At 64.5% G+C, this 18,833-nt stretch carries 15 protein-coding genes, 1 tRNA gene and 2 pseudogenes; 12 read left to right on the top strand and 6 right to left on the bottom strand.

Annotated features, from left to right (window positions below; all coding sequences use genetic code 11):
• Positions 1-350: 350 nt before the first annotated feature.
• Entirely contained in the window at positions 351-1,631 is a 1,281-nt protein-coding gene (locus IT780_RS19970; RefSeq protein WP_199513133.1) for a PIN-like domain-containing protein, read from the top strand.
• A gap of 817 nt (positions 1,632-2,448) precedes the next feature.
• Here the strand turns inward: IT780_RS19970 and IT780_RS19965 are convergent.
• On the bottom strand, positions 2,449-2,673 hold the full coding sequence (locus IT780_RS19965) for a hypothetical protein (protein WP_199513132.1): 225 nt from the start codon (positions 2,671-2,673) through the stop codon (positions 2,449-2,451).
• 93 nt (positions 2,674-2,766) lie between these two features.
• Between IT780_RS19965 and IT780_RS42030 the strand changes: the two genes are divergently transcribed.
• Complete coding sequence (locus IT780_RS42030; protein ID WP_233413181.1) at positions 2,767-3,015, top strand: GntR family transcriptional regulator; 249 nt, start codon at positions 2,767-2,769, stop codon at positions 3,013-3,015.
• Positions 3,016-3,042: 27 nt separating this feature from the next.
• Here IT780_RS42030 and IT780_RS19960 read toward each other — a convergent pair.
• Together IT780_RS19960 and IT780_RS19955 are read right to left on the bottom strand one after the other, a co-directional pair.
• A pseudogene (locus IT780_RS19960) lies at positions 3,043-3,720 on the bottom strand (HAD family hydrolase); the annotation flags it as partial.
• Positions 3,717-4,583 carry a GntR family transcriptional regulator gene (locus IT780_RS19955; RefSeq protein ID WP_199513130.1) on the bottom strand — a complete coding sequence of 289 codons (867 nt, stop codon included), beginning with the start codon at positions 4,581-4,583 and terminating at the stop codon, positions 3,717-3,719. The gene IT780_RS19955 and the pseudogene IT780_RS19960, both read right to left, overlap by 4 nt.
• A gap of 424 nt (positions 4,584-5,007) precedes the next feature.
• On the opposite strand from IT780_RS19955, the gene IT780_RS19950 reads away from it, so the two are divergent.
• From IT780_RS19950 to IT780_RS19910, 9 genes are all read left to right on the top strand, one after another.
• Entirely contained in the window at positions 5,008-5,250 is a 243-nt protein-coding gene (locus tag IT780_RS19950) for a DUF6284 family protein (protein ID WP_199513129.1), read from the top strand.
• Positions 5,250-5,990: a DUF2637 domain-containing protein gene (locus tag IT780_RS19945; protein WP_199513128.1), complete on the top strand. Its 741-nt coding sequence runs from the start codon at positions 5,250-5,252 to the stop codon at positions 5,988-5,990. Before IT780_RS19950 ends, IT780_RS19945 begins: the two co-directional genes overlap by 1 nt.
• A 21-nt stretch (positions 5,991-6,011) precedes the next feature.
• Positions 6,012-6,194 carry a hypothetical protein gene (locus IT780_RS19940; protein WP_199513127.1) on the top strand — a complete coding sequence of 61 codons (183 nt, stop codon included), beginning with the start codon at positions 6,012-6,014 and terminating at the stop codon, positions 6,192-6,194.
• A gap of 43 nt (positions 6,195-6,237) precedes the next feature.
• Positions 6,238-8,442: a cell division protein FtsK gene (locus tag IT780_RS19935; protein WP_307831273.1), complete on the top strand. Its 2,205-nt coding sequence runs from the start codon at positions 6,238-6,240 to the stop codon at positions 8,440-8,442.
• 135 nt (positions 8,443-8,577) lie between these two features.
• A complete protein-coding gene (locus IT780_RS19930; protein WP_199513125.1) occupies positions 8,578-8,850 on the top strand; it encodes a hypothetical protein in 273 nt (90 codons plus the stop codon).
• A gap of 174 nt (positions 8,851-9,024) precedes the next feature.
• Complete coding sequence (locus IT780_RS42025; RefSeq protein ID WP_233413180.1) at positions 9,025-9,183, top strand: hypothetical protein; 159 nt, start codon at positions 9,025-9,027, stop codon at positions 9,181-9,183.
• A 106-nt stretch (positions 9,184-9,289) separates the two neighbouring features.
• Positions 9,290-11,167, top strand: a complete 1,878-nt coding sequence (locus IT780_RS19920) for a DUF3987 domain-containing protein (protein ID WP_233413207.1) — start codon at positions 9,290-9,292, stop codon at positions 11,165-11,167.
• A 134-nt stretch (positions 11,168-11,301) separates the two neighbouring features.
• Positions 11,302-11,490: a helix-turn-helix transcriptional regulator gene (locus IT780_RS19915; protein WP_249610366.1), complete on the top strand. Its 189-nt coding sequence runs from the start codon at positions 11,302-11,304 to the stop codon at positions 11,488-11,490.
• Positions 11,487-12,875, top strand: coding sequence for a tyrosine-type recombinase/integrase (locus tag IT780_RS19910; RefSeq protein ID WP_199513124.1), 1,389 nt, complete (start codon positions 11,487-11,489; stop codon positions 12,873-12,875). Before IT780_RS19915 ends, IT780_RS19910 begins: the two co-directional genes overlap by 4 nt.
• A gap of 167 nt (positions 12,876-13,042) precedes the next feature.
• Here the strand turns inward: IT780_RS19910 and IT780_RS19905 are convergent, their stop codons facing one another.
• Both IT780_RS19905 and IT780_RS19900 read right to left on the bottom strand, forming a co-directional pair.
• On the bottom strand, positions 13,043-13,786 hold the full coding sequence (locus IT780_RS19905) for a DUF6518 family protein (RefSeq protein ID WP_199513123.1): 744 nt from the start codon (positions 13,784-13,786) through the stop codon (positions 13,043-13,045).
• A 2,515-nt stretch (positions 13,787-16,301) separates the two neighbouring features.
• Positions 16,302-16,392 (bottom strand) — tRNA-Ser (locus IT780_RS19900).
• Between the two features lie 445 nt (positions 16,393-16,837).
• On the opposite strand from IT780_RS19900, the gene IT780_RS19895 reads away from it, so the two are divergent.
• Complete coding sequence (locus tag IT780_RS19895; RefSeq protein WP_199513122.1) at positions 16,838-18,709, top strand: ricin-type beta-trefoil lectin domain protein; 1,872 nt, start codon at positions 16,838-16,840, stop codon at positions 18,707-18,709.
• A 19-nt stretch (positions 18,710-18,728) separates the two neighbouring features.
• Here IT780_RS19895 and IT780_RS42015 read toward each other — a convergent pair.
• A pseudogene (locus IT780_RS42015) lies at positions 18,729-18,833 on the bottom strand (IS5 family transposase); the annotation flags it as partial.

Here is an 18,833-nt window from a genome sequence, read left to right as displayed (position 1 = left end):
ACTTGGCGGGTCAGCGGCGAACTGCATGGGTGCGAAGTCTAGTCGGGAAACCCGTGATCGATCGAGTCATGGCGACTCGTTTGGATCAAGTTGGATACGGTCAAGTGGATCTACGGCGGCTCGACTCAAGCCGGTGTGGCCGGTCGGTTGCTGTAGTTTGCTGCTGTACAGCAGCTGCGACCCTCGCCGGAATCTCCACTGCCTTAACCGCGATCGACCCTCAGAGGTGGACTGGAACTTGGTTGTGGCTCTCCTGGCTGACGACTACGGTGTGGTGTCAGCCTTTTGGCCTACACGGACAACCGGCAGCTACCCTCGATTATTCGCGACTAGACGACGCAGGAAACGAGATGCCTAAAGGCTTTAGCGAGGACTTCGCTCACCTCATTATTCCCTCGGAATCGTCAACTGCTGAAGCGGTTACTTCATCGCTTGTCGTTGTCGACACCAACGTCTTGCTGGATCTGTACAGGTTCGCATCGAACACTCGGGAAGAGCTACTTCAGGCGCTCCGCAAGCTGGGCAATCGCCTCTGGATACCCCACCAAGTCGCCCTTGAATTTCATTTGAACCGAATTGGGGTCATCTCCGGCCACGATAGCGCATATGTAGATGCGGTGAAGTCTCTGGAGGATGCCAAAAAGCGTCTACTCGATGTGCTGTCCCAAGCCAGCTCTCGTGTGGCACTTCCTCAGGATGAGGTCAAGAGGCTAACGGATTTCGTCGAGGATGGGCTGAACGGCGCAGCCGACCGACTCCAAAAGCTGCGACAGTTGCATGGGATTCCCGCCGACTCAATCAAGAATGACCCGATCCTGAAGCAGCTCCAAACTTTGTTTGACGGAAGGGTGGGGGATGCGTTACCGGAATCCGAGCTTGAAGATGCGCAGAAGGAAGCACAACGGAGGATCGACGAAGGGGTTCCCCCCGGATTTAAGGATAAAGGGAAGGCGGAACCGTACGGGGACTACCTACTCTGGCATCAGACCCTTAAGGAGGTTGACTCCAGAAGGCTGCCTCTGTTAATCGTCACCCGGGACACGAAAGAGGACTGGTTCTGGCGGCACGATAATCAAACCGTGGGTGCGCGGACCGAACTGGTACGCGAGTGCCTCGACATCACCGGAATGACTCTGACAATGATGAGTACCAAGACTTTCCTCTTTCATGCAAGAAGTCAACTTCGCGCGGACGTTAGTGACTCAACTCTACGGCAAGTGGAGATTCTGCCGGGTGTGGAGGAGCCTGTCAGTGGCGAAAGGGGGAGTAATCGTCGTGAGCTCCAACTCACGCCAAGCTTAATGGCCGAGCTATCAGTTCTCGCACGTTCCTTTGCGGAGGAATTAAATAGAACGGGGGATCGCCTGGCTCGGCAAAGGGAGCAGATCGCCTCGCGTGCAGCAATGTCCGAAGGTGCTACCCCCGAGGAACGCGACGAGCTAGAAGCCCTGGACGCAGATATCGAGCAAGTTTCGCAACGGATCTCCGACCTTCGAGTGGCATCGTTTCTGATGGAAGAAGAATCGCACAAACGCGGCGGCGACAGAATCTTCTGGAAGCCGGTTATGAGTCGAGCTATGGACATCCTTGACTCAAGCAGAATGCTGGGCAGGATATCCGCCTTATTGTAGAAGTGACTGTTTTTCGCCCGGGCCGTTGTCGATACTGTTTGCGGCAAATATTCGCTGATGCACTGGCAGCTGGTTGGCAATGCGTCAAGCCGACTTTGAAAGCTTAGTCGATTATCGATGCGGGCGGCGTGCACCAGGCTGCGGGCAGGCCACCGGCCTGCCGCTTGGCGCCTGACCGCTCAGGGTCGCAAAGGCTCGCTGTCCAGGGCAGCCGGTTTTAGCCGTTGCTTGCGGTGCAAAGCGCCCTTAACAGCGGATGGGCAGCATGGACACCATGCGCGCCTCAGCACCTGTAGCTCGAAGGCCGCGACTCGCCATGCGGGCCAGCGCGGGCAATTGGTCTGCATTACTCATGGCGCGCCGGTCGGCAGCCGGCCATTTCCTCCCCGCTTCGAGGCCCGGGCCAGAGCGCCAGCGGCGGCATTAGTGGCGCGCTCAGGTGGCGGGATGAGCGGCTCGTTTCGGGCCGCTTTGAAGAGGTACGTGAAGTTCGTACGTGAATCGCTGGTCACATCGCTGCGGACGACCGATACAAGAACGTTGCTCGAGTGGTGACCCCGAAACTAATTCATTACCTATCGGGCCAGCCAGCATCCAGCGCGATGCGGCGTACGGCCTCGTCTCTGGTGAACCGGCCGATGTGCCGGCCCGGGTCGTCGGCTCGCGGACCGCAGACGTAGGCGTTCCATTTGTCGCCGATGCTGGCGTGTAGCCAGCCAATGAGGTTGTCGTTCCAGAGAACTGCCACTCCGCCCATGGCGGTGCGGGTCAGCCTGACCTTGTCAGGGTTAGATCTGCGTCCGGACTCCACAGGCGATCACCGGATCCAGCCGAAGAAGCGCTCGTGCAAATCGACAGGTACCGGCCCGGATGCAGCGTGGTCGTTGAACGCTTTCCAGTGCTGTATGCCGAGATACAGCAGAAGAGCCGATCGAAGGCCGAGGTATTCGATGGAGAGGTTAACCTTTGCGATGGCGCAGGGCCATGCCTCGCCGCACTTGGTGCAGTCCCAGGAAGGACGCTCGGGAAGGTGCTCTTCCATGATGTGCCTCTCATGCTTGTACAAGCTTGTTCTTGGACGTACAAGAATGTGGTTGGGGGTATTCAGTCGATGACGGTCGTTTAGCTTGATGAGATGATCGAACCGGACGGGCCCGTACCGCCCTATCTGCAGCTCGCTGAGATTCTGGCCGGGCGGATCGAGCGCGGGGACTGGCAGCCGAACCGACCGATCCCGTCGGAACTTCAGTTAGTGCAGGAGTTCGGTATCGCGCGGGGAACGGTCCGCCGTGCCGTCGCTGTTCTCCGCGAGCGCGGCCTGGTCTTCACCGTCCCGCAGCGCGGCACCTACGTTTCCCCGCCGGCTGATGCCGCCGCCGAGTGATTCGGGCTCCTCGCCCTCGCATCGTGCGACGAGCGCTTCGGCGATGGGTCCCATGCTGGTGATCACGAGATCCGCCTCGGTCGTGCGGAAGGTGTCGAGCTTGGCTGCACGGTTGGCGTAGGCGATCACGCGGACGCCGGCCCTCTTGGCGCCCTCGATGTCCGACAACGAGTCGCCGATGAGGACGCTTCGAGTCGGCGGCACGTCGAGCATCCGCACGGCGCGGGATATTGGCTCAGGGTTGGGCTTCATGCGTTCCGGTTCCGCGTACGCACGGCCGATTACCGGCGAGACGTGCCCGGTCAAGCGGTGTGCGGCGAGGTAGGCGCCCACAGCGCCGGCGGAGTTGTTGCTTACGACGGCGACGGGCAGTCCCGCTTGTCGTGCCGCGACGATCACCTCCCGCCCGTACGGCGTGGGTGCGGCCGTCTCGACGGCGCGTCGCTCTGCCTCGCACAAGGCGTCCTCGACCAAGCGCGTGATGCGCTGGTCCGTGGCGGTTCCTGTCCAGCGCAGAACTTCGAGCGGGTCTCGCTTGCCGGCAAGGTGAGACGGCACGTCGACCCCGTGGCGGTGCAGCAGCTCCACTAGCTCCGCCGCGATGTCGCGGGCGGGGTAGCCGGCGAAGATGCTGCATACCGGACCGTCGAAGTCGAGTAGGACAGCGTCGACGCTGTCGAGCAGGCCGGCTACGTCGGCGTTCATGCGTCGTACCGGTAGGCGATCGTCGACCACACTGAGTCGAACCACTGGCGTGACGCTTCCACGAACTGGGTGCCGTGAGAGCTTTCGTCGTCTGTGACGGCGTAGTGGAACAGCGGGACGTCCTTGCCCATCAGGTCGTAGATCGCCATGGGCTCACCCTTGACCGAAACCGTGCGTTCGACGACGGGGTAGAAGCCGTAGAAGACCTCTTCGCCGTTGAGGATGTAGAGCTTGAACAGCGGCGAGGCCCGGTGCATGCGGACTTCGACAGTGGTGGAGCGGATGAGTCCGAGGTCGCCCAGCTCGGCGACCTGGTCGATGATGCCGTCAGCCGCGCGGCGGGTGATTCGTTCGGCGCGTTCCCGGACGGCCGGATCGTCGGACTGGGTCTCCGCGCGTGCCGGTAGGGCCATGGGCGCGGTCATGTCCGAGAGCAGAACCCGTACGGCGATTGTCTCGGGGGCGAGCCGACCCACCCGGACCTTGTCCAGTGCCTCGGCGAGTGCGTCTCGCAGTGTCTCGCCGGAGAAGCCGGCGAAGTCGATGGTGACGTGGGGGCGCTCGAACGATGCTTCGATGTGCGGGCGCAGCTCGACCGCGCGCTGTGTCTGGGCGCGGACGAACGCGCCGCTTCCCTGACGGGTAACGATCAACCGCTCGGCCCGCAGGCTCTCCAGCGCGCGCTTCACCGTCTCCCGCGCGACTCCGTACCGGCTCGCGAGCTCTGGTTGGGATGGCAGCTTGTCGCCTGGCTGGAGGCGTCGGGTGAGGATCGCTGCTCGCAGCTTGTTGGCGATCTGCTGCGACGCCTGTTTTGGATCGTCGGGATCAAGCTTGCCCAGGAAGTCAAGGTCTTCGGCCACCTGCACAGCTTAGCTCTGACTAGCCAAGTTGGGGAAGTTTCAGTTTCAGGGTTGACCTGACTAGCCATGCGAGCCTAGGTTGATCTCAAGCGACCTGGCTAGCCAGGTAAGCCAAGAGGTCGGTAGGACTGGTACGGCGGCACGGGTTGCCGCACGCCATGACACCGCCGAGCCGCACGTTCTCTGTCAACTGAATACGTGATCTTCCGAGGTTGCCTTGGGTGTTCGGCCGTTGACCTGTCCGGCCGACCAGACCTGTCCGCTCGATGGCTCAACGTGACGTGCTGGGCAAGCGCGTCTCGCCGCACCTCGGACTATCACGGGACCGCGTGACGGCGCGGTCTGCCCTGCCCTCCGCACACATCCCTTCCCGCTGGTCGGCGCGGCTTCGGTCGCGCCGACCACTGTCCTCGGAGGACACCCCGTGAGCAAGGTTCACCGCATTGACGAGCCGTCGCCGGCTGAGCTGGACGCGATCGAGGCGGAATGGCCGCTGATCGCCGCCGAGCTGGACGTGTTGGACGCCGAGATCGCCATCATCAACGCCGCTGACCGCGGCGGCCCGGCGCCACTGGACTGGCGCCGTCTCCGCCGGGCCGAGGCCCGCGTGACACGGGTCGCCGCCGATCTGGCCGGGCGTCCGGCCGTCCGGAAGGCGGTCGCCTGATGACCACCGACCTTCACCGTCTTAAGCGGCTTGGATGGGCTGTCCGGGCCGTGTTCACCCTCGGCATCGCGGCGTCGCTGGCCGGGAACGTGCTGCACGCCGAGAACAACGCGATCAGTCAGGCGATCTCCGCATGGTCGCCGTTGGCGCTGCTGCTCGCCGTGGAGTTGATCAGCCGCGTTCCGCTGCGCCGAGGTGCCCAGGCGGTCGCCCGGCTCGCCGCGACAGCGGTCATCGCCGGCATCGCCGCGTGGGTGTCGTACTGGCACATGGTCGGCGTGGCGGTGCGCTACGGCGAGTCGGGCGCGTCGCCGTACCTGATCCCGTTCAGCGTGGACGGCCTGATCGTGATCGCCTCGGTGTCCCTGGTCGAGATCGGCGGCCGGATTCGCCGGCTTCAGACCGGCCCGGCTCCGGCAGCCGCGCCCGTCCAGCCGGTCACGGTCTCGGAAGCAACCACCACGGCGGCGCTGACTCCGCCGGCCGCCGAGTCGGCCGCCGGCGTCGAGCCGGTTCCGGTTGCCGAGGTTCGACCGAAGCGGCTCACGCCGCGTCCTCCATCGGCGGACAAGGTCGCCAAGGTCGCGGCGAAGATGCCCGGCGCCTCGGCCGCTGCGATCGCCGCCAAGGCGGGTGTCTCCCCGTCGACCGCCCGGCGCCATCTCGCCGCGCTGCGCGTCACCGACGCGTCACCATCCGCACCTGTTCCTGCGGAAACATCCGCACTCGCCGCCGCCTGACCAACACCCGAGGAGAGAGCCGTGACTGACCAGGCCAGAAGGGGCGCCGCCTTGGCTGCCCTACAGAACAACTTGCGCTCGTTGAGCGACTGGGCTGATGACCGCCTCAACGAGGACTTCGACCGGCAATACATCGCCGAGCACATGACCGAGGTCATCGACGCGCTGCTCAGCGGCGAGCCGATGCCGCCGCGCCCGTTCTGAGTTCGCCCGGCGGCACAGCCCCAAGCCTGCCAGCCATCGTGCTGTGCCGCCGGTTCCTCACCCCGATCAACCGCACCGCGATCCCACGGGAGAGAACCTGATGGTCCCCCACAATCCAACCCCTGACGAGAACCACTTCGACTGGCGCGCGGCGGAAGCCGATGTCGCCGACGTTGTCGACCTGGACACGGCCCGCACCCGCCGGACCGCCGAGGCCGTAGGAGATACCCACTTCGAGGTAGCCCTTGACGAGGCACCGACGCGGGGCGGGATGCCCGTCGATCCGCCCTCACCGTCTGGGCCGTCCGGGCGGGTGCCGATTGTTCCGGTCGGCTGGTCGACGTGGCCGAACATCAAACACAGAATCCGCCAGACCCTCGCGGTCATCGGCTACCGGTGCGGATTTCATGCGCTCCGCTCGCCGAAGTACGCGATCCTCGCCGTGTTCTGGGCGGCCGTCGGCATGTTCCGGCTGACCGGTCGGCAGATCAAGTGGTGGTGGGTCACCGAACAGTACGGGCTCCGGCAGGCCGCTGCCGATGCCAACGACCCGGCGATGTGGCTCAAGCTGCACCGCGAAGTGAAGGCCACACGTACGTGGCGGTTCGTCGTCCTGTGCGCCGAACTGCTCACCGTCGCGATTGGTGGGCCGGTCATATGGGCCACCGCCCCGTGGTGGGCACTCGCCTTGATCATCGCGGGTGGGACGGCATTTCTGGCGCACCTCGGCCGTCCCGATGACCGGCCGATCATTACCCCTGCCACCGTGGCCGGTCGGTTCCGGCGGGTCAACCCGGACATCATCCTGCGCGCGTACTACGCCGCTGGTCTCGGCCACCCTGACAAGGCACACCAGCAAATCTCATTCGGCTCGACCATGGCGCGTGACCCGTCCGGCACGGGCTCGCAGGTGTCCATCGACCTGCCGTACGGCAAGACGTTCGACGAGGCCGTCAAGGCGCGCGGCGCCATCGCGTCCGGCCTAGATGTCGCGATCTCTCAGGTGTTCATCACCCGCGACCCCAGCTCGCACCGCCGGCACACGCTCTGGGTGGCTGACCGTGACCCGCTGTCGGTCGGCGCCGGCCGAACGCCGCTGCTGCGGTGCAAGCCCACCGATGTGTGGCAGCCTGCCCCGTTCGGCCTCGACGAACGCGGCAACAAAGTCAGCGTCGACCTGCTGTGGAACTCGATTCTCATCGGTGCCCAGCCTCGGCAAGGCAAGACGTTCGCCGCCCGGCTCCTTGCGCTGTACGCGGCGCTGGACCCGTACGTGAAAATCACCGTGCTCGACGGGGGCGGTAAGCCGGACTGGCGCAAGTTCTCCCTCGTCGCTGACCGGTGCGCCTTCGGCCTGGCGATGACGCGCGACGGCGACCCGGCGGAGATCGTCTTGGAAGCGTTGCGCGAGATCAAAGCCGATGTGCAGGACCGGTACGAGCGGCTGTCCAAGCTGCCCGTCGACGTCTGCCCTGAAGGCAAGCTGACCCGGGAGATCGCCCGCGATCCGAAGTACAAGATGCCGGTACGGCTGGTTGTCCTCGACGAGTTCCAGGAGTACTTCGATCTCGGCGACATCAGCAAGGAGATCGCCTCCCTGCTGGTCTACCTGGTCAAGGTCGCCCCGGCAGCCGGTGTTGGGTTCGTCGACGCCACGCAGCGGCCGTCCGGCATCGGAGGCGGGCAGGTCGCGCAGCAGTTCATCAGCTTCCGCGACAACCACCAGGTCCGGTTCTCCCTGCGTACCGGGTCGTGGCAGGTGTCCGATCTGGTCCTTGGGTCCGGTGCCTACTCGGAGGGGTACGACTCGTCGACGCTGCTCCCGTCGTACAAGGGGGTCGGCATCCTGCGGGGAGCCTCCGACAACACCCCGACCGTCCGCACTTACCTCGCCGACGGCGACGACGCGGAGAAGATCCTCGTCGCTGCGCGGAAGCTGCGTGAGCAGGCCGGGACGCTGTCGGGCATGGCGGCCGGCGAGGACATCGCTCGTGAGGTGCGCGACGTGCTGGCCGACGTGCGTGGCGTGATCGAGCGCGGCGAGACCGGCGCCCAGTGGGAAGAGATCGCCTCGCGGCTCGCCGGCCGGCTACCCGAGGCGTACGCGGACGTAACCGCCGAGTCGATCTCAGCTCAGGTCCGGGCGTTCGGTGTACGCAGCGTAGATGTCAAGCGGTCCGGCAAGGCACTCAAGGGTGCCAAGGCGGACGACATCGACGCCGCGATTCAGCGTCGCAAGGCGGCCTGACAGGTCGCGGCTCGCCCGCGACCGGTCGCGTTGACGCGACTTTTTCCGCGACCGGCCTGTTCAGCGCATACGCGGGCCGGTCGCGGGTCGCGCCACCACCACTCCCACCCGCGAAACGCCTTCTGGAGGCATCCCATGACCACCCTCGCCGCAACCGCGACCACCTCCGGCACCCTCGCCGGGCTGCTTTGCCCCCTCCTGATGATCACCACACTGTGTTACGGCATCGGCTGCTGGTTCTGGCCGTTCGCCACCTGCCGCAAGTGCTCCGGCAGCGGCAGACGACGCTTCCCGTTCGGCCGCGCGTTCGGGCTCTGCCGCCGCTGCGCCGGCGACGGCCGCCGGCTCCGTATCGGCCGTCGAATCATCAACGGCCTGCGGGAGCTGCACGACAAGGGCGCACGCTGATGGCCCGCACGATGGCCCGGCTCACCCGCCGGCAGACCGACCACACCCCTTGGTACGCCCAGGACCACCGCTGCGGCGTGGCCGAGCACCGGTCGGCGGACATCACCGCCGACGGCATCGGTGGTCGCGCATGGCTCACCCGCGTACGGGCCGGAGACGTCGCGTACATCGGAGGTGCGTGCCCGGATTCCGTTGCACAGCAACGAGAACACGGCCCGCGTCCAGCTTGCGACCGCGTTCAACCTCATGCGTGACCTGCTCGCCGAGGTTGCGCCCCGGCTCGGTCGGGTCACCGGCCGGACGTATCCGGCGATCGGACGCCGCACCACCTGACTCACCCGCCTACCGATGGAAGGGAGCCGCGATCGTGACTTCCGCCGGGTACGACCTGGCCGCCGAGCAAGCCGTTATCGGCGCTGCGTTACTCGCCCCCGCTGGGATGGCCGACCTGGCCGCCGCCCTCGCCCCGGACGACTTCGGCCGGCCGGCACACCGGGTGCTGTGGGAAGCCATGTGCGGCATGCACGCGGCCGGCACCCCGACCGACCCGATCACCGTTACCGCTCATCTTGCCGAGGCCGGCGACCTCGGCAAGGTGGGCGGGGCGCCCTACCTGCACACCTTGACCGCCGACGTGCCGACAGCGGCGAACGCGGCCCACTACGCGGGCATCGTCGCCGACCTGGCGAAGCGGCGGAAGGTTGCCGACCTCGGCGCCCACCTGACCCGCCTCGCCATTTCGGACGCCGACCCAGCCGAGGTAGTGGCCGCTGGCCGCGCGATGCTCGACGGTGCGGCCGTACCGGGTGGTTGGTCGCCGCTGATCCCCCTCGGCCGAGGTCGGCACCTGCCGCTGTTCCCCGCCGAGCTGCTGCCCGGCTGGCTGGCGGACCACGTGGCAGCGGTCGCGGAGTTCACCCAGACCCCGATCGACCTCGCCGGAAGCCTTGCGCTGGCGTGCCTGTCGACGGCGGCCGGCGGCCGGGCCGAGGTCGAGGTACGCGGCTCGTGGCGCGAACCGACGAACCTCTACACGGTCGTCGTCCTACCGCCGGGCTCCCGCAAGAGCGCTGTGTTCGCGGCGATGGTCGCCCCGATCCTCGCCGCAGAGAAAGCCCTCATCGACCGGACCGCACCCGCGATCGTCGAAGCGGAACTCTCGGCCAAGGTCGCTGGGAAAGCGGCGGAGAAGGCCGCTCTCGCCGCAGCGAACGCCGACGCGACCGGACGGGACACCCTGATTGCCGAGGCAACGGCAGCGGCGATGAACGCCGACGCGATCACCGTTCCTGTGAAACCTCAACTGGTCGCCGACGACGTCACAAGCGAAACCGCCGCATCGCTCCTCGCCCAACAGGGCGGCCGGCTCGCCGTCCTCTCTCCCGAAGGCGGCATCTTCGCCACCATCGCCGGCCGCTACTCCGGCACACCGAACCTGGAGGTATTCCTCAAAGGCCACGCCGGGGACATGATGCGCGTCGGCCGGCTGTCCCGCGACGCTGAACACGTCGACAAACCCGCCCTCACCATGGGACTCGCGGTACAACCGGAAATCCTGCGCGACATCGCCGGCATGCCCGGCTTCCGAGGACTCGGCCTGCTCGCCCGCATTCTGTTCGCCGTTCCGGAGAACACCGTCGGATTCCGCAAGGTCGGGGCCGACCCCATCCCCGCCGAGGTCGCGGCGACCTTCCACGCCAACCTTCACGCCCTGGTCCTCACCCTCGCCGAATGGACCGACCCGGCCGTTCTCGTCCTCACTCCCGAAGCGAACGATCTCGTCCTGGACATCGAACGGCAGGTAGAACCCCGGTTGGCGCCAGGTGGGGCATGGGCGCACATCGTGGACTGGGGATCGAAATACACCGGCGCTGTCGTCCGTATCGCTGGCCTGCTCCACCTCGCCGAACGCCTGGACGACGGATGGGGTAGACCCGTCGACGCGGAAACCGTCGACCGGGCCGCGCGGATCGGGGAGTACTACGCGGCTCACGCCCTGGGCGCGTTCGACGACATGGGCGCCGACCAAGCCACCCGCAATGCCCGAACGATCCTCGCCTGGATCGAACGCACTACCACCAGCGCCTTCACCAAACGGGAAGTGTTCCGGGCGCTCAAGTCCTCGCAGATCCCGACGGCGGCCGACTTCGACGCACCGCTATCCGTGCTCGAAGCACACGGCTATCTCCGCCAGCTCGACCCGCCCGCGCCGAAACGGGCAGGCGGCCGGCCGGCGTCGCCGAGCTTCCTGGTCCATCCCGCCGTCCACCAACCGGCCGCGACCGTGCATTCCCTCGTCGCGCGCCGAGCCTCGTAAGCCGTCTGCCAGAACTGCCACAACCGCCACAACCCCTGTGCCGCCGAGGTTCCGGCAGTTGTGGCAGTTCTGGCAGACGCATCCCGACCGCTGCGACCCCGCCAGACCACCACCCTCGCCAGGAGGCGGAATCCGTGCCCAGCGACTTTCTCACCCTCGATGAGTTCCTTGCCCAGATGGCCGTACCCCGCTCGACGTTCTTCCGCTGGAAGGCCATCGGCCTGGCGCCACGCCACTACAAGATGCCCAACCGATCGATCCGCATCCGCCGGGCCGACTTCGAGTCCTGGCTGTCCGCCCGAGAGGAGCCGCAGGCCGCATGAGCACCTACGACGTGAAGGTCTGGGGAATCCAGGAGCACAAAGGCAAGGACCGACGGACCGGCAAGCCGCAGAGCAGCTATCGCGTTCGGTGGGTCGTCGCCGGCAAGGTCTTCGGTGACAGATTCCAGACCAAGGCACTCGCGGAGAGCTTCCGCGCCAAGCTGATGACAGCGCAGCGAGAGGGCATCGCGTTCGACGAGGCGGCCGGCCTCCCCGAGCCGATGGCCCGGCAACGCAACAGCCGATCCTGGTACGACCACGCCGTGGCGTTCGTCGACATGAAGTGGCCGCGAGCCGCAGGCAAGCACCGGAAAGGCATCGCCGAGGCACTGGCTACCGTCACTCCCGCGCTTCTCAAGACCACACGCGGCGCGCCGGCTGACGCGGACATCCGCCGGGCGCTCTACGCCTGGTCGTTCAACAAGGCCCGCCGTGACGCAGGTCCACCGCCTGACGATCTCGCCCCGACGATCCGATGGCTCGCCGCCAATACCGTCAATCTCAACGATCTCGAGGACTCGGCCCTCGTCCGGAAGGCGCTCGACACGCTCTCGCTGCGCATCGATGGAAAGCAGGCCGCGGCAACCACGATTTCCCGCAAGCGGGCCGTGTTCTACGGCGCGCTGCGGTACGCGGTGGAGCTACGACTCCTCCAAGCTCACCCGATGGACCACGTCCAGTGGGTGACGCCGAAGTCGGATGACGAGGTGGACCGCCGTTCCGTCGTCAACCCAAGCCAGGCGCTCGACCTGCTCGGCGCGGTTGCCGACCGGCATCCTCGCCTGGTGGCGTTCTTCGCCTGCCTGTACTACGCCGCGTTGCGTCCGGCCGAGGCGCTTCACCTCCATATCGAGGACTGCGAGCTTCCCGAGGACGGTTGGGGGATGCTCCGTCTCTCTGGCTCAACTCAGCATGTCGGGCAAGGGTGGGGCGACGACAGCCAGGCCGTACGGGAGGATAGGGAGCTCAAGCACCGGGCGAAGACCGCTATTCGTCCGGTGCCGGCTGCCCCGCCGCTTGTGCGGGCCCTGCGCTGGCACATCGCGGAGTTCGGGCACGCACCCGACGGCCGGATCTTCGTGACACAGGGATACGGCAGCGGCCCGGTGTCGAAGGAGACCTACGCGCGGGTGTGGCGAGCTGCTCGTCGAGCGGCCCTGACCCCGACACAGCAGAAGTCGCCGCTCGCCCAGCGTCCGTACGACCTTCGGCACGCGGCCGTGTCCCTATGGCTCAATGAGGGAGTGCCGGCAACACAGGTTGCCGAGTGGGCGGGACACAGCGTGCATGTCCTGCTTAAGGTCTACGCCAAGTGCATCGAGGGGCAAGACGAGGCAGCCCGCCGCCGCATCGACGCGGCGCTGGGCGAGCCGCGCATAACCTAAGCTTCGTGGCTGCGACATTCCGGATAAGCCACGCTGTAGAACTCGGGCAATAATGGCGCTCTGCGAGTCCAGGACTCCCGCCGATGGTTTGGGCTCACGGCCTTGCTGCAAGCCCTTCACACCCGGATCGGCGTCAGCCGTGAACCCCGAACAACTTCGAAGGGCCATCAAACTGAGACCATCACCCGCACAATTGACGCAAACCTCCAAAGCAAGATACTTAGAGTCACACTCAGAATAGCAGAAGCTATGAAAGTTACTGTGGTGGCTCTAATCCCTCGCTGCCTCAGTAAGTAGAACGCTGCCAGAGCTGAGAATACGATTGTCAGGAATCCCGGCTGCACGAATTGAACCCCAAAATTATGCAGATGCTCCCGCAGAGAGGTTCGAAAGATCATGGCATCAAAGCCGTCAGCAGAAAACAGTCCGAAAGACGCAGCGATGAGGATCGAGCTTTGACGTTCGCTGCCAACCTTTATCTTCCAGCCGATCACTCCGAGGACGGGGCCAGCGCACAGTGATGCCATCGTCCAGAGAGCCGCAGCGCGACCAACTGAGAGCAAACCGATGTAATCAGCAGAGCTGCCGTCCTGAAGGCTTCCGCCGCGCCACCGTTGGCTAATCCCGAGGATCATTGCATAGTAAACTACTGTAGCGATGATGAGAGTGGCCGCGCCGGCAAGAGCGGCGGCTCGCCAAGTGTTCTGCCTAAAACCCAGAAGTAAGGCAGCCATTCCCCATGCAAATCCGCTACTCGTCAGTGTCAGCAGGATGGCTCCGAGCGTTCCAGGAACTAAGTCGCTGAGAAATGCGGCTATGCCGAGGGCCACGGAAGAGAGGAGTACCGCACGACCGTTATACCTGACTGCTTCGGCCGTGATTCCTGTATCGACCGATCGTGTAGCAAACATGTCCGCCTCTTATTATTCGATTACGCGCCGCTCTTGATCGTGCAAACTAGCTTTTCGGCGGGCAGTTTGATTCGATAATATCATGAAGTTGTTCTGTGTGTCCTGATTGGGCAAGGGCGATGACTCTATCGCGTGGACCCTTGTCTTCTGGTGCCAACCCGTAGCGATAGAACGCAGAGTCCTTAAGCCGTAGGACCTGCTGAAAGTCCGCATCCCGCTCAGTGGATGACGTGGCGCCAAAATAGTTGCGAGCCCAAGTGCAGTGCCAATACCAGGCGGCATCGACCCTGCCGGTGTTGACGCCGTAAACCATCTCCTTTCCGTCGGGAGCATGGCTTTCATACAGTTTGCCTTGCGGCCATTCCCATTTTGGTGCGAGAGTAAGGTTTCGAGCTTCGTCCTTGTATTCAAGCTCTGCCTGATCCGCCGAAATCCAGTCAGCTCGGTCAGATGAAGGGTCCGCCTGTGTGTGGCTGGCTTGGCAACCTGAGGCCACTAGGGCAGCGAGTAACGTACTTACAACCCTAAGCTGGGCACGTCGTCTATTGATTCCTGTAGAAGACAGAGAAGTCATGCACAGTCGCCAATCCTAAACGCCGAAAGCAGGTCGCTCGTCAAAAGGTGGTGGGGGAGCGAATGCTCCGCCACCACCACCACCTTCTCTTATGCTTCTAGTAGTACTCTGTGCCATCGAACGTATGGCGGCAATTAGTGAAGCAGGCGTGGCCGCGCGCGAAAGCGTTCCGGAACTGCCTGCCATTGGACAGGGAGGCTATCGTTACCGTTTCATTGCGATCGATTCCTGTCGTGTAGCTTCCGCTGATTACGCTGCCGTCTGGGTTCAGGAGTTGCCACTTCATGTCGTCATACGTAGAACATTTGCCATTCCCGTCGAGCCAGCAGGGTGTTGTGGATAGATTGACTTGAACGTTTCCGGTGCCTGACTTCGTGCGAACGTTGGTGGAGTTGTACCACTTATTAGAATCACTCCAAGTCTCCCCAGAAATAGAGTGATTAGAAGCCGCTTGGGCGACTCCAGGGAAGGCTAGCGTTGCGGCGACCGCCGCGAATCCGAGTGCCGCGATCGTACGGCGAATCAGTTTTGTGAATGAGCTTCTTCGCACTTGGTGCACCTTTCTGAGGGGTTGGCGACTGTTGCGCCCTAACTTCGCAGTCATACTTCACCCACTGCGCTTTCGTACGTGTCGTCATATCGCTACATGCGCCATGAAGTACGGAGCAGGTCGCGCATTTTTGCGATCGGCAAGAATGGGAGATTCTGCGAACAGAGGAGGTTGGGCTTTGTTGGCTGTGAGTAACAACGGCCTGCGCATCTCGAACGTTACATAAGCGCTGCTATCTGGTCAAGAACATTTACAGACGTGATTGTGGAAGGAATACTTGCGGCCGCAACCTCTCGCCGAACTTCCCTCACTGCACGTGGCGACGCTGGCCCGCAGCCTGAACAGGCTTCGTGGACTAACGGTGGGGTAGAGATCCTGGTGAAGGGTCTCAGAACTGGACGGAGCAACATTTCGGCCTGCTGGAAGTGCTAGTTCGCATCCACTACAGAATGTGATCGGAAGATGGGGTGAATCACATCTGATTGGATCGTCTAGACGGGAGGAGGCGAGCTTGATCGGCACGCTAGAGCGGGGATTTCTCCAAGGGAGGTGGTATGACCGTTGTGGGCCGTTGGGTGCAGACGCCTGCATTCATGGCGGTCTAGAGGCGAGTGCGGCCTTTCAGCTATCGTCAGGTGTCGGACCCGGAAAGATCGAAGTGACTCTTCGAAGTTGAGCGGGGTTCACGGCCGACGTCGACCCGGGTGCGAAGGGTTCGCAGCTCAATGAGTGCTTGAGAAGGGCTCATGTAGATGGTGTGGAGGCATGACAGCTCTTCTGGGAGTCGGCAGGGCATCGGGTGTCATCGCGCCGCGGCTACCCGTCTGACGTGACCGACGCCCAGTGGGCCTGGTCGAGGAGTTGCTTCCCCGAGCCGAACGGCGGCGGTTGACCTGATAAGCCCTCCTCGGCTCGAGACTGTCAACGCGGTCCTCTGCCTGGTCCGCTCGGGCTGTCCGTGTCGGTACCTACCGACAGATCTGCCCTGGCAGACGGTGTACTGGTACTGCACCCCCGAGGGCCAGGGGGCGCCGACACCGTCGGACGGGACGCGCGGGGCTTCGACGCGGGCAAGAAATCAACGGCCGTAGGCGGTTCATCGTCACCGACACCGCCGGCCTGCTGATCACTGTCGCCGTCCTGACGGCCACATGGCAGAACCGCGACGGCGGCAAGGCTGCCCTGCTCGGCGCGCACCTGACAATGTCCCAGCGCTGTCTATGGACCAAGAGTTCGTCTAGGTCCCTCGGGTGATGCTCGTAGTCGCCCTATGGTCGGGGCGAGTGAGATCGGGTGATTCCCGGTGAGATCAAGTGAGACTGTCGATCAATCGAATGAAACCCCCGTTGGGCTGCGTACGTGCAGCTCAGCGGGGGTTTCTGCTGTTCATCTGGCGGAGGGCGTGGGATTCGAACCCACGGAGACGCGGAACGCCTCACCGGTTTTCAAGACCGGCGCCATCGGCCACTAGGCGAGCCCTCCTGAGCTACAGCGGCCAGTCTGCCAGATCGACTCACGAGCCGCGGAACGGACACCGGTGCCTCGGGGCGCGTGTTTGCGGCCGGACGGGGCTCGGCCGACGCGCCCCCGCGCCGACCGGGCCCCTGTTCCTGGGGGACGGCGACCTGTCCAGCAGTGTGCGCCTGCGCGAAACCGCAGCTCAACGGTGCTAATGAAGGCGTAAGGAAGACGGGCGGGCCGGGTGGAACCGGTGGCCGAACGGGTCGACTGTGCCCGGTTTCCGTTATCGGCTGCCGAACCGATTAAGTGAAACTTATTTTAAGCTTCGTACCATGCCTCTGGGCTGCTGAAACACGGTGATTGACGGCCTCACGGACGGTTGACAGGCCATAGACCGCGCTGGTTATTGTTCGCTTCCTTACCTGTCCCGGTCAGGCCCCCACCTGCCGTCAAGGGAGTCCCCACCATGCCCCATGCCAGAAGGAAAGCCGTCCTCGCGGGCGCGGTGAGCGCCGCGCTGCTCAGCGCCGGCGCCGCCGTGGCCCTCGCCCCCTCGGCGTTCGCCGCGAACGAGCCCGTCCAGATCTACCTCACCACCACCAGCGACAGCGGCGGCCGTACGGTCACCCGCGGCCTCCAGCAGCAGACGCCGGTCTCGTTCGCGTCGAGTACCGGCAGCGCCGACCAGACCATCACGGTCAACGAGAACACGACGTACCAGCAGTTCGAGGGCGGCGGTGCCTCGTTCACGGACACCGCAGCGTGGCTGATGAACGGCAGCGGCGCGCTGTCGGCCGCTACTCGTAACGACGTCATGACCAAGCTGTTCAGCCCCAGCGGCGGCATCGGGGTCAGCGCGGTACGCAACGTCATCGGGTCGTCGGACCTGGCGCGGTCCAGTTACTCGTACGACGAGACGTGCTGCGACGTGAACGATTTCTCGCTCAGCCGCGACACCGACGTGATGGCGCTGACGAAGCAGGCTCGTGGGCTCAATCCCCAGCTCGCGCTCTTCGCCTCGCCGTGGTCCGCGCCGTACTGGATGAAGGACAACAATTCCTACAACCAGGGCTACCTCAAAGCCGAGTACTACAAGGCGTACGCGCAGTACTTCGTGAAATACCTGCAAGGGTACGAGGCTCAGGGCGTACACGTGAATTACGTGACCGAGCAGAACGAGCCCGGCTGCTGCCCCGGGTACCCGTCCATGCAGTGGTCCGTCTCCGGGCTGCAGTCGTTCGCCAAGAACGACCTGCTCCCGGCCCTGCAGGGGGCCGGCCTGAGCACGAAGCTGCTGGTGCACGACTGGAATTACAGCGATTACGACACATGGGCCGCGCCGCTGGTCAACGACGCGACGATCCGGAACCATCCCAATTTCGGCGGCGTCGCCTGGCACGGTTACGGCGGCGATCCGAGCAAGGCTTCATCGGTACGCGCCCAGTACCCGTCCATGAATCAGTATTTCACCGAGCACTCGGGCGGCACCTGGGTCAGCAATCAGCACGCCGAGGACATGAACAACCTCATCGACTACACCCGCAACTGGGCGCGGTCGTGGACGAAATGGAGCCTCGCGGTCGACCAGAACATGGGGCCGCACAACGGCGGCTGTGGCACCTGCACCGGCCTGATCACCGTGCACAACGGGGACGGCCGCAGCGGGCAGGTCGACTACACCGTCGAGTACTACACGATGGGCCACCTCACCAAGTTCGTGAAGCCGGGCGCCGTACGCATCGACTCCACCGCCAACAGCACAGTGAAAAACGTGGCGTGGAAGAACCCGGACGGGTCGAAGGCGCTCATCGCGTACAACACCAGTGGCAGCACGCAGAGCGTCAAGGTGAACTGGGGCAACCAGTCGTTCGTCTACAGCCTGCCGACCCGTACCTCGGCGACGTTCACGTGGACGGGCAGCCAGGGCACCGGCGGCGGTACGCCTTCCGGCCGGACCGGCGCCATCACCGGGCTGGGCGGCAAGTGCCTCGACGTCACCGACGGCTCCACCGCCAACGGCAACCTGCCCCAGCTGTGGTCGTGCGTCGCCGGCTCCACCAACCAGACGTGGACGATCGGCACCGACGGGACCGTACGCGGCCTCGGCAAGTGCCTCGACGTGGCCAACAACGCCACGACCGACGGTGGCACCGTGCACCTCTGGGACTGCATCGGCACGGTCGCGACCCAGAAGTGGCAGATCTCCAACGGCGCGATCGTCAACAGCGCGTCGGGCAAGTGCCTCGACGTCAAGGACAACAACACCGCCGACGGTGCGAAACTTCAGATCTGGTCCTGTACGGGCGCCGCGAACCAGCGGTGGACCGTACCCGCTTAAGGCGTGTTTCAAAAGCCGGTCAGAGCCACTCGCTGATGATGGTGATGGTCAGGACGGCTTGGAAGCGGACGGCTAACTTGTCGTAGCGAGTGGCGACGCCGCGGTGGCGTTTGAGGCGGGCTAT

This window comes from Nucisporomicrobium flavum (genome assembly GCF_016464385.1).
GTDB lineage: Bacteria > Actinomycetota > Actinomycetes > Mycobacteriales > Micromonosporaceae > Actinoplanes > Actinoplanes flavus_A.
This window is presented reverse-complemented; position numbering and strand designations above follow the sequence as displayed.

What these genes read in the sequence shown, in the direction of transcription:
- IT780_RS19970 (WP_199513133.1), top strand. Translation starts at nt 351, where the DNA reads ATGCCTAAAGGCTTTAGCGAGGACTTCGCTCACCTCATTATTCCCTCG.
- IT780_RS19965 (WP_199513132.1), bottom strand. Translation starts at nt 2,673, where the DNA reads ATGGAAGAGCACCTTCCCGAGCGTCCTTCCTGGGACTGCACCAAGTGC.
- IT780_RS42030 (WP_233413181.1), top strand. Translation starts at nt 2,767, where the DNA reads ATGATCGAACCGGACGGGCCCGTACCGCCCTATCTGCAGCTCGCTGAG.
- IT780_RS19945 (WP_199513128.1), top strand. Translation starts at nt 5,250, where the DNA reads ATGACCACCGACCTTCACCGTCTTAAGCGGCTTGGATGGGCTGTCCGG.
- IT780_RS19930 (WP_199513125.1), top strand. Translation starts at nt 8,578, where the DNA reads ATGACCACCCTCGCCGCAACCGCGACCACCTCCGGCACCCTCGCCGGG.
- IT780_RS19920 (WP_233413207.1), top strand. Translation starts at nt 9,290, where the DNA reads ATGGCCGACCTGGCCGCCGCCCTCGCCCCGGACGACTTCGGCCGGCCG.
- IT780_RS19910 (WP_199513124.1), top strand. Translation starts at nt 11,487, where the DNA reads ATGAGCACCTACGACGTGAAGGTCTGGGGAATCCAGGAGCACAAAGGC.
- IT780_RS19905 (WP_199513123.1), bottom strand. Translation starts at nt 13,786, where the DNA reads ATGTTTGCTACACGATCGGTCGATACAGGAATCACGGCCGAAGCAGTC.
- IT780_RS19895 (WP_199513122.1), top strand. Translation starts at nt 16,838, where the DNA reads ATGCCCCATGCCAGAAGGAAAGCCGTCCTCGCGGGCGCGGTGAGCGCC.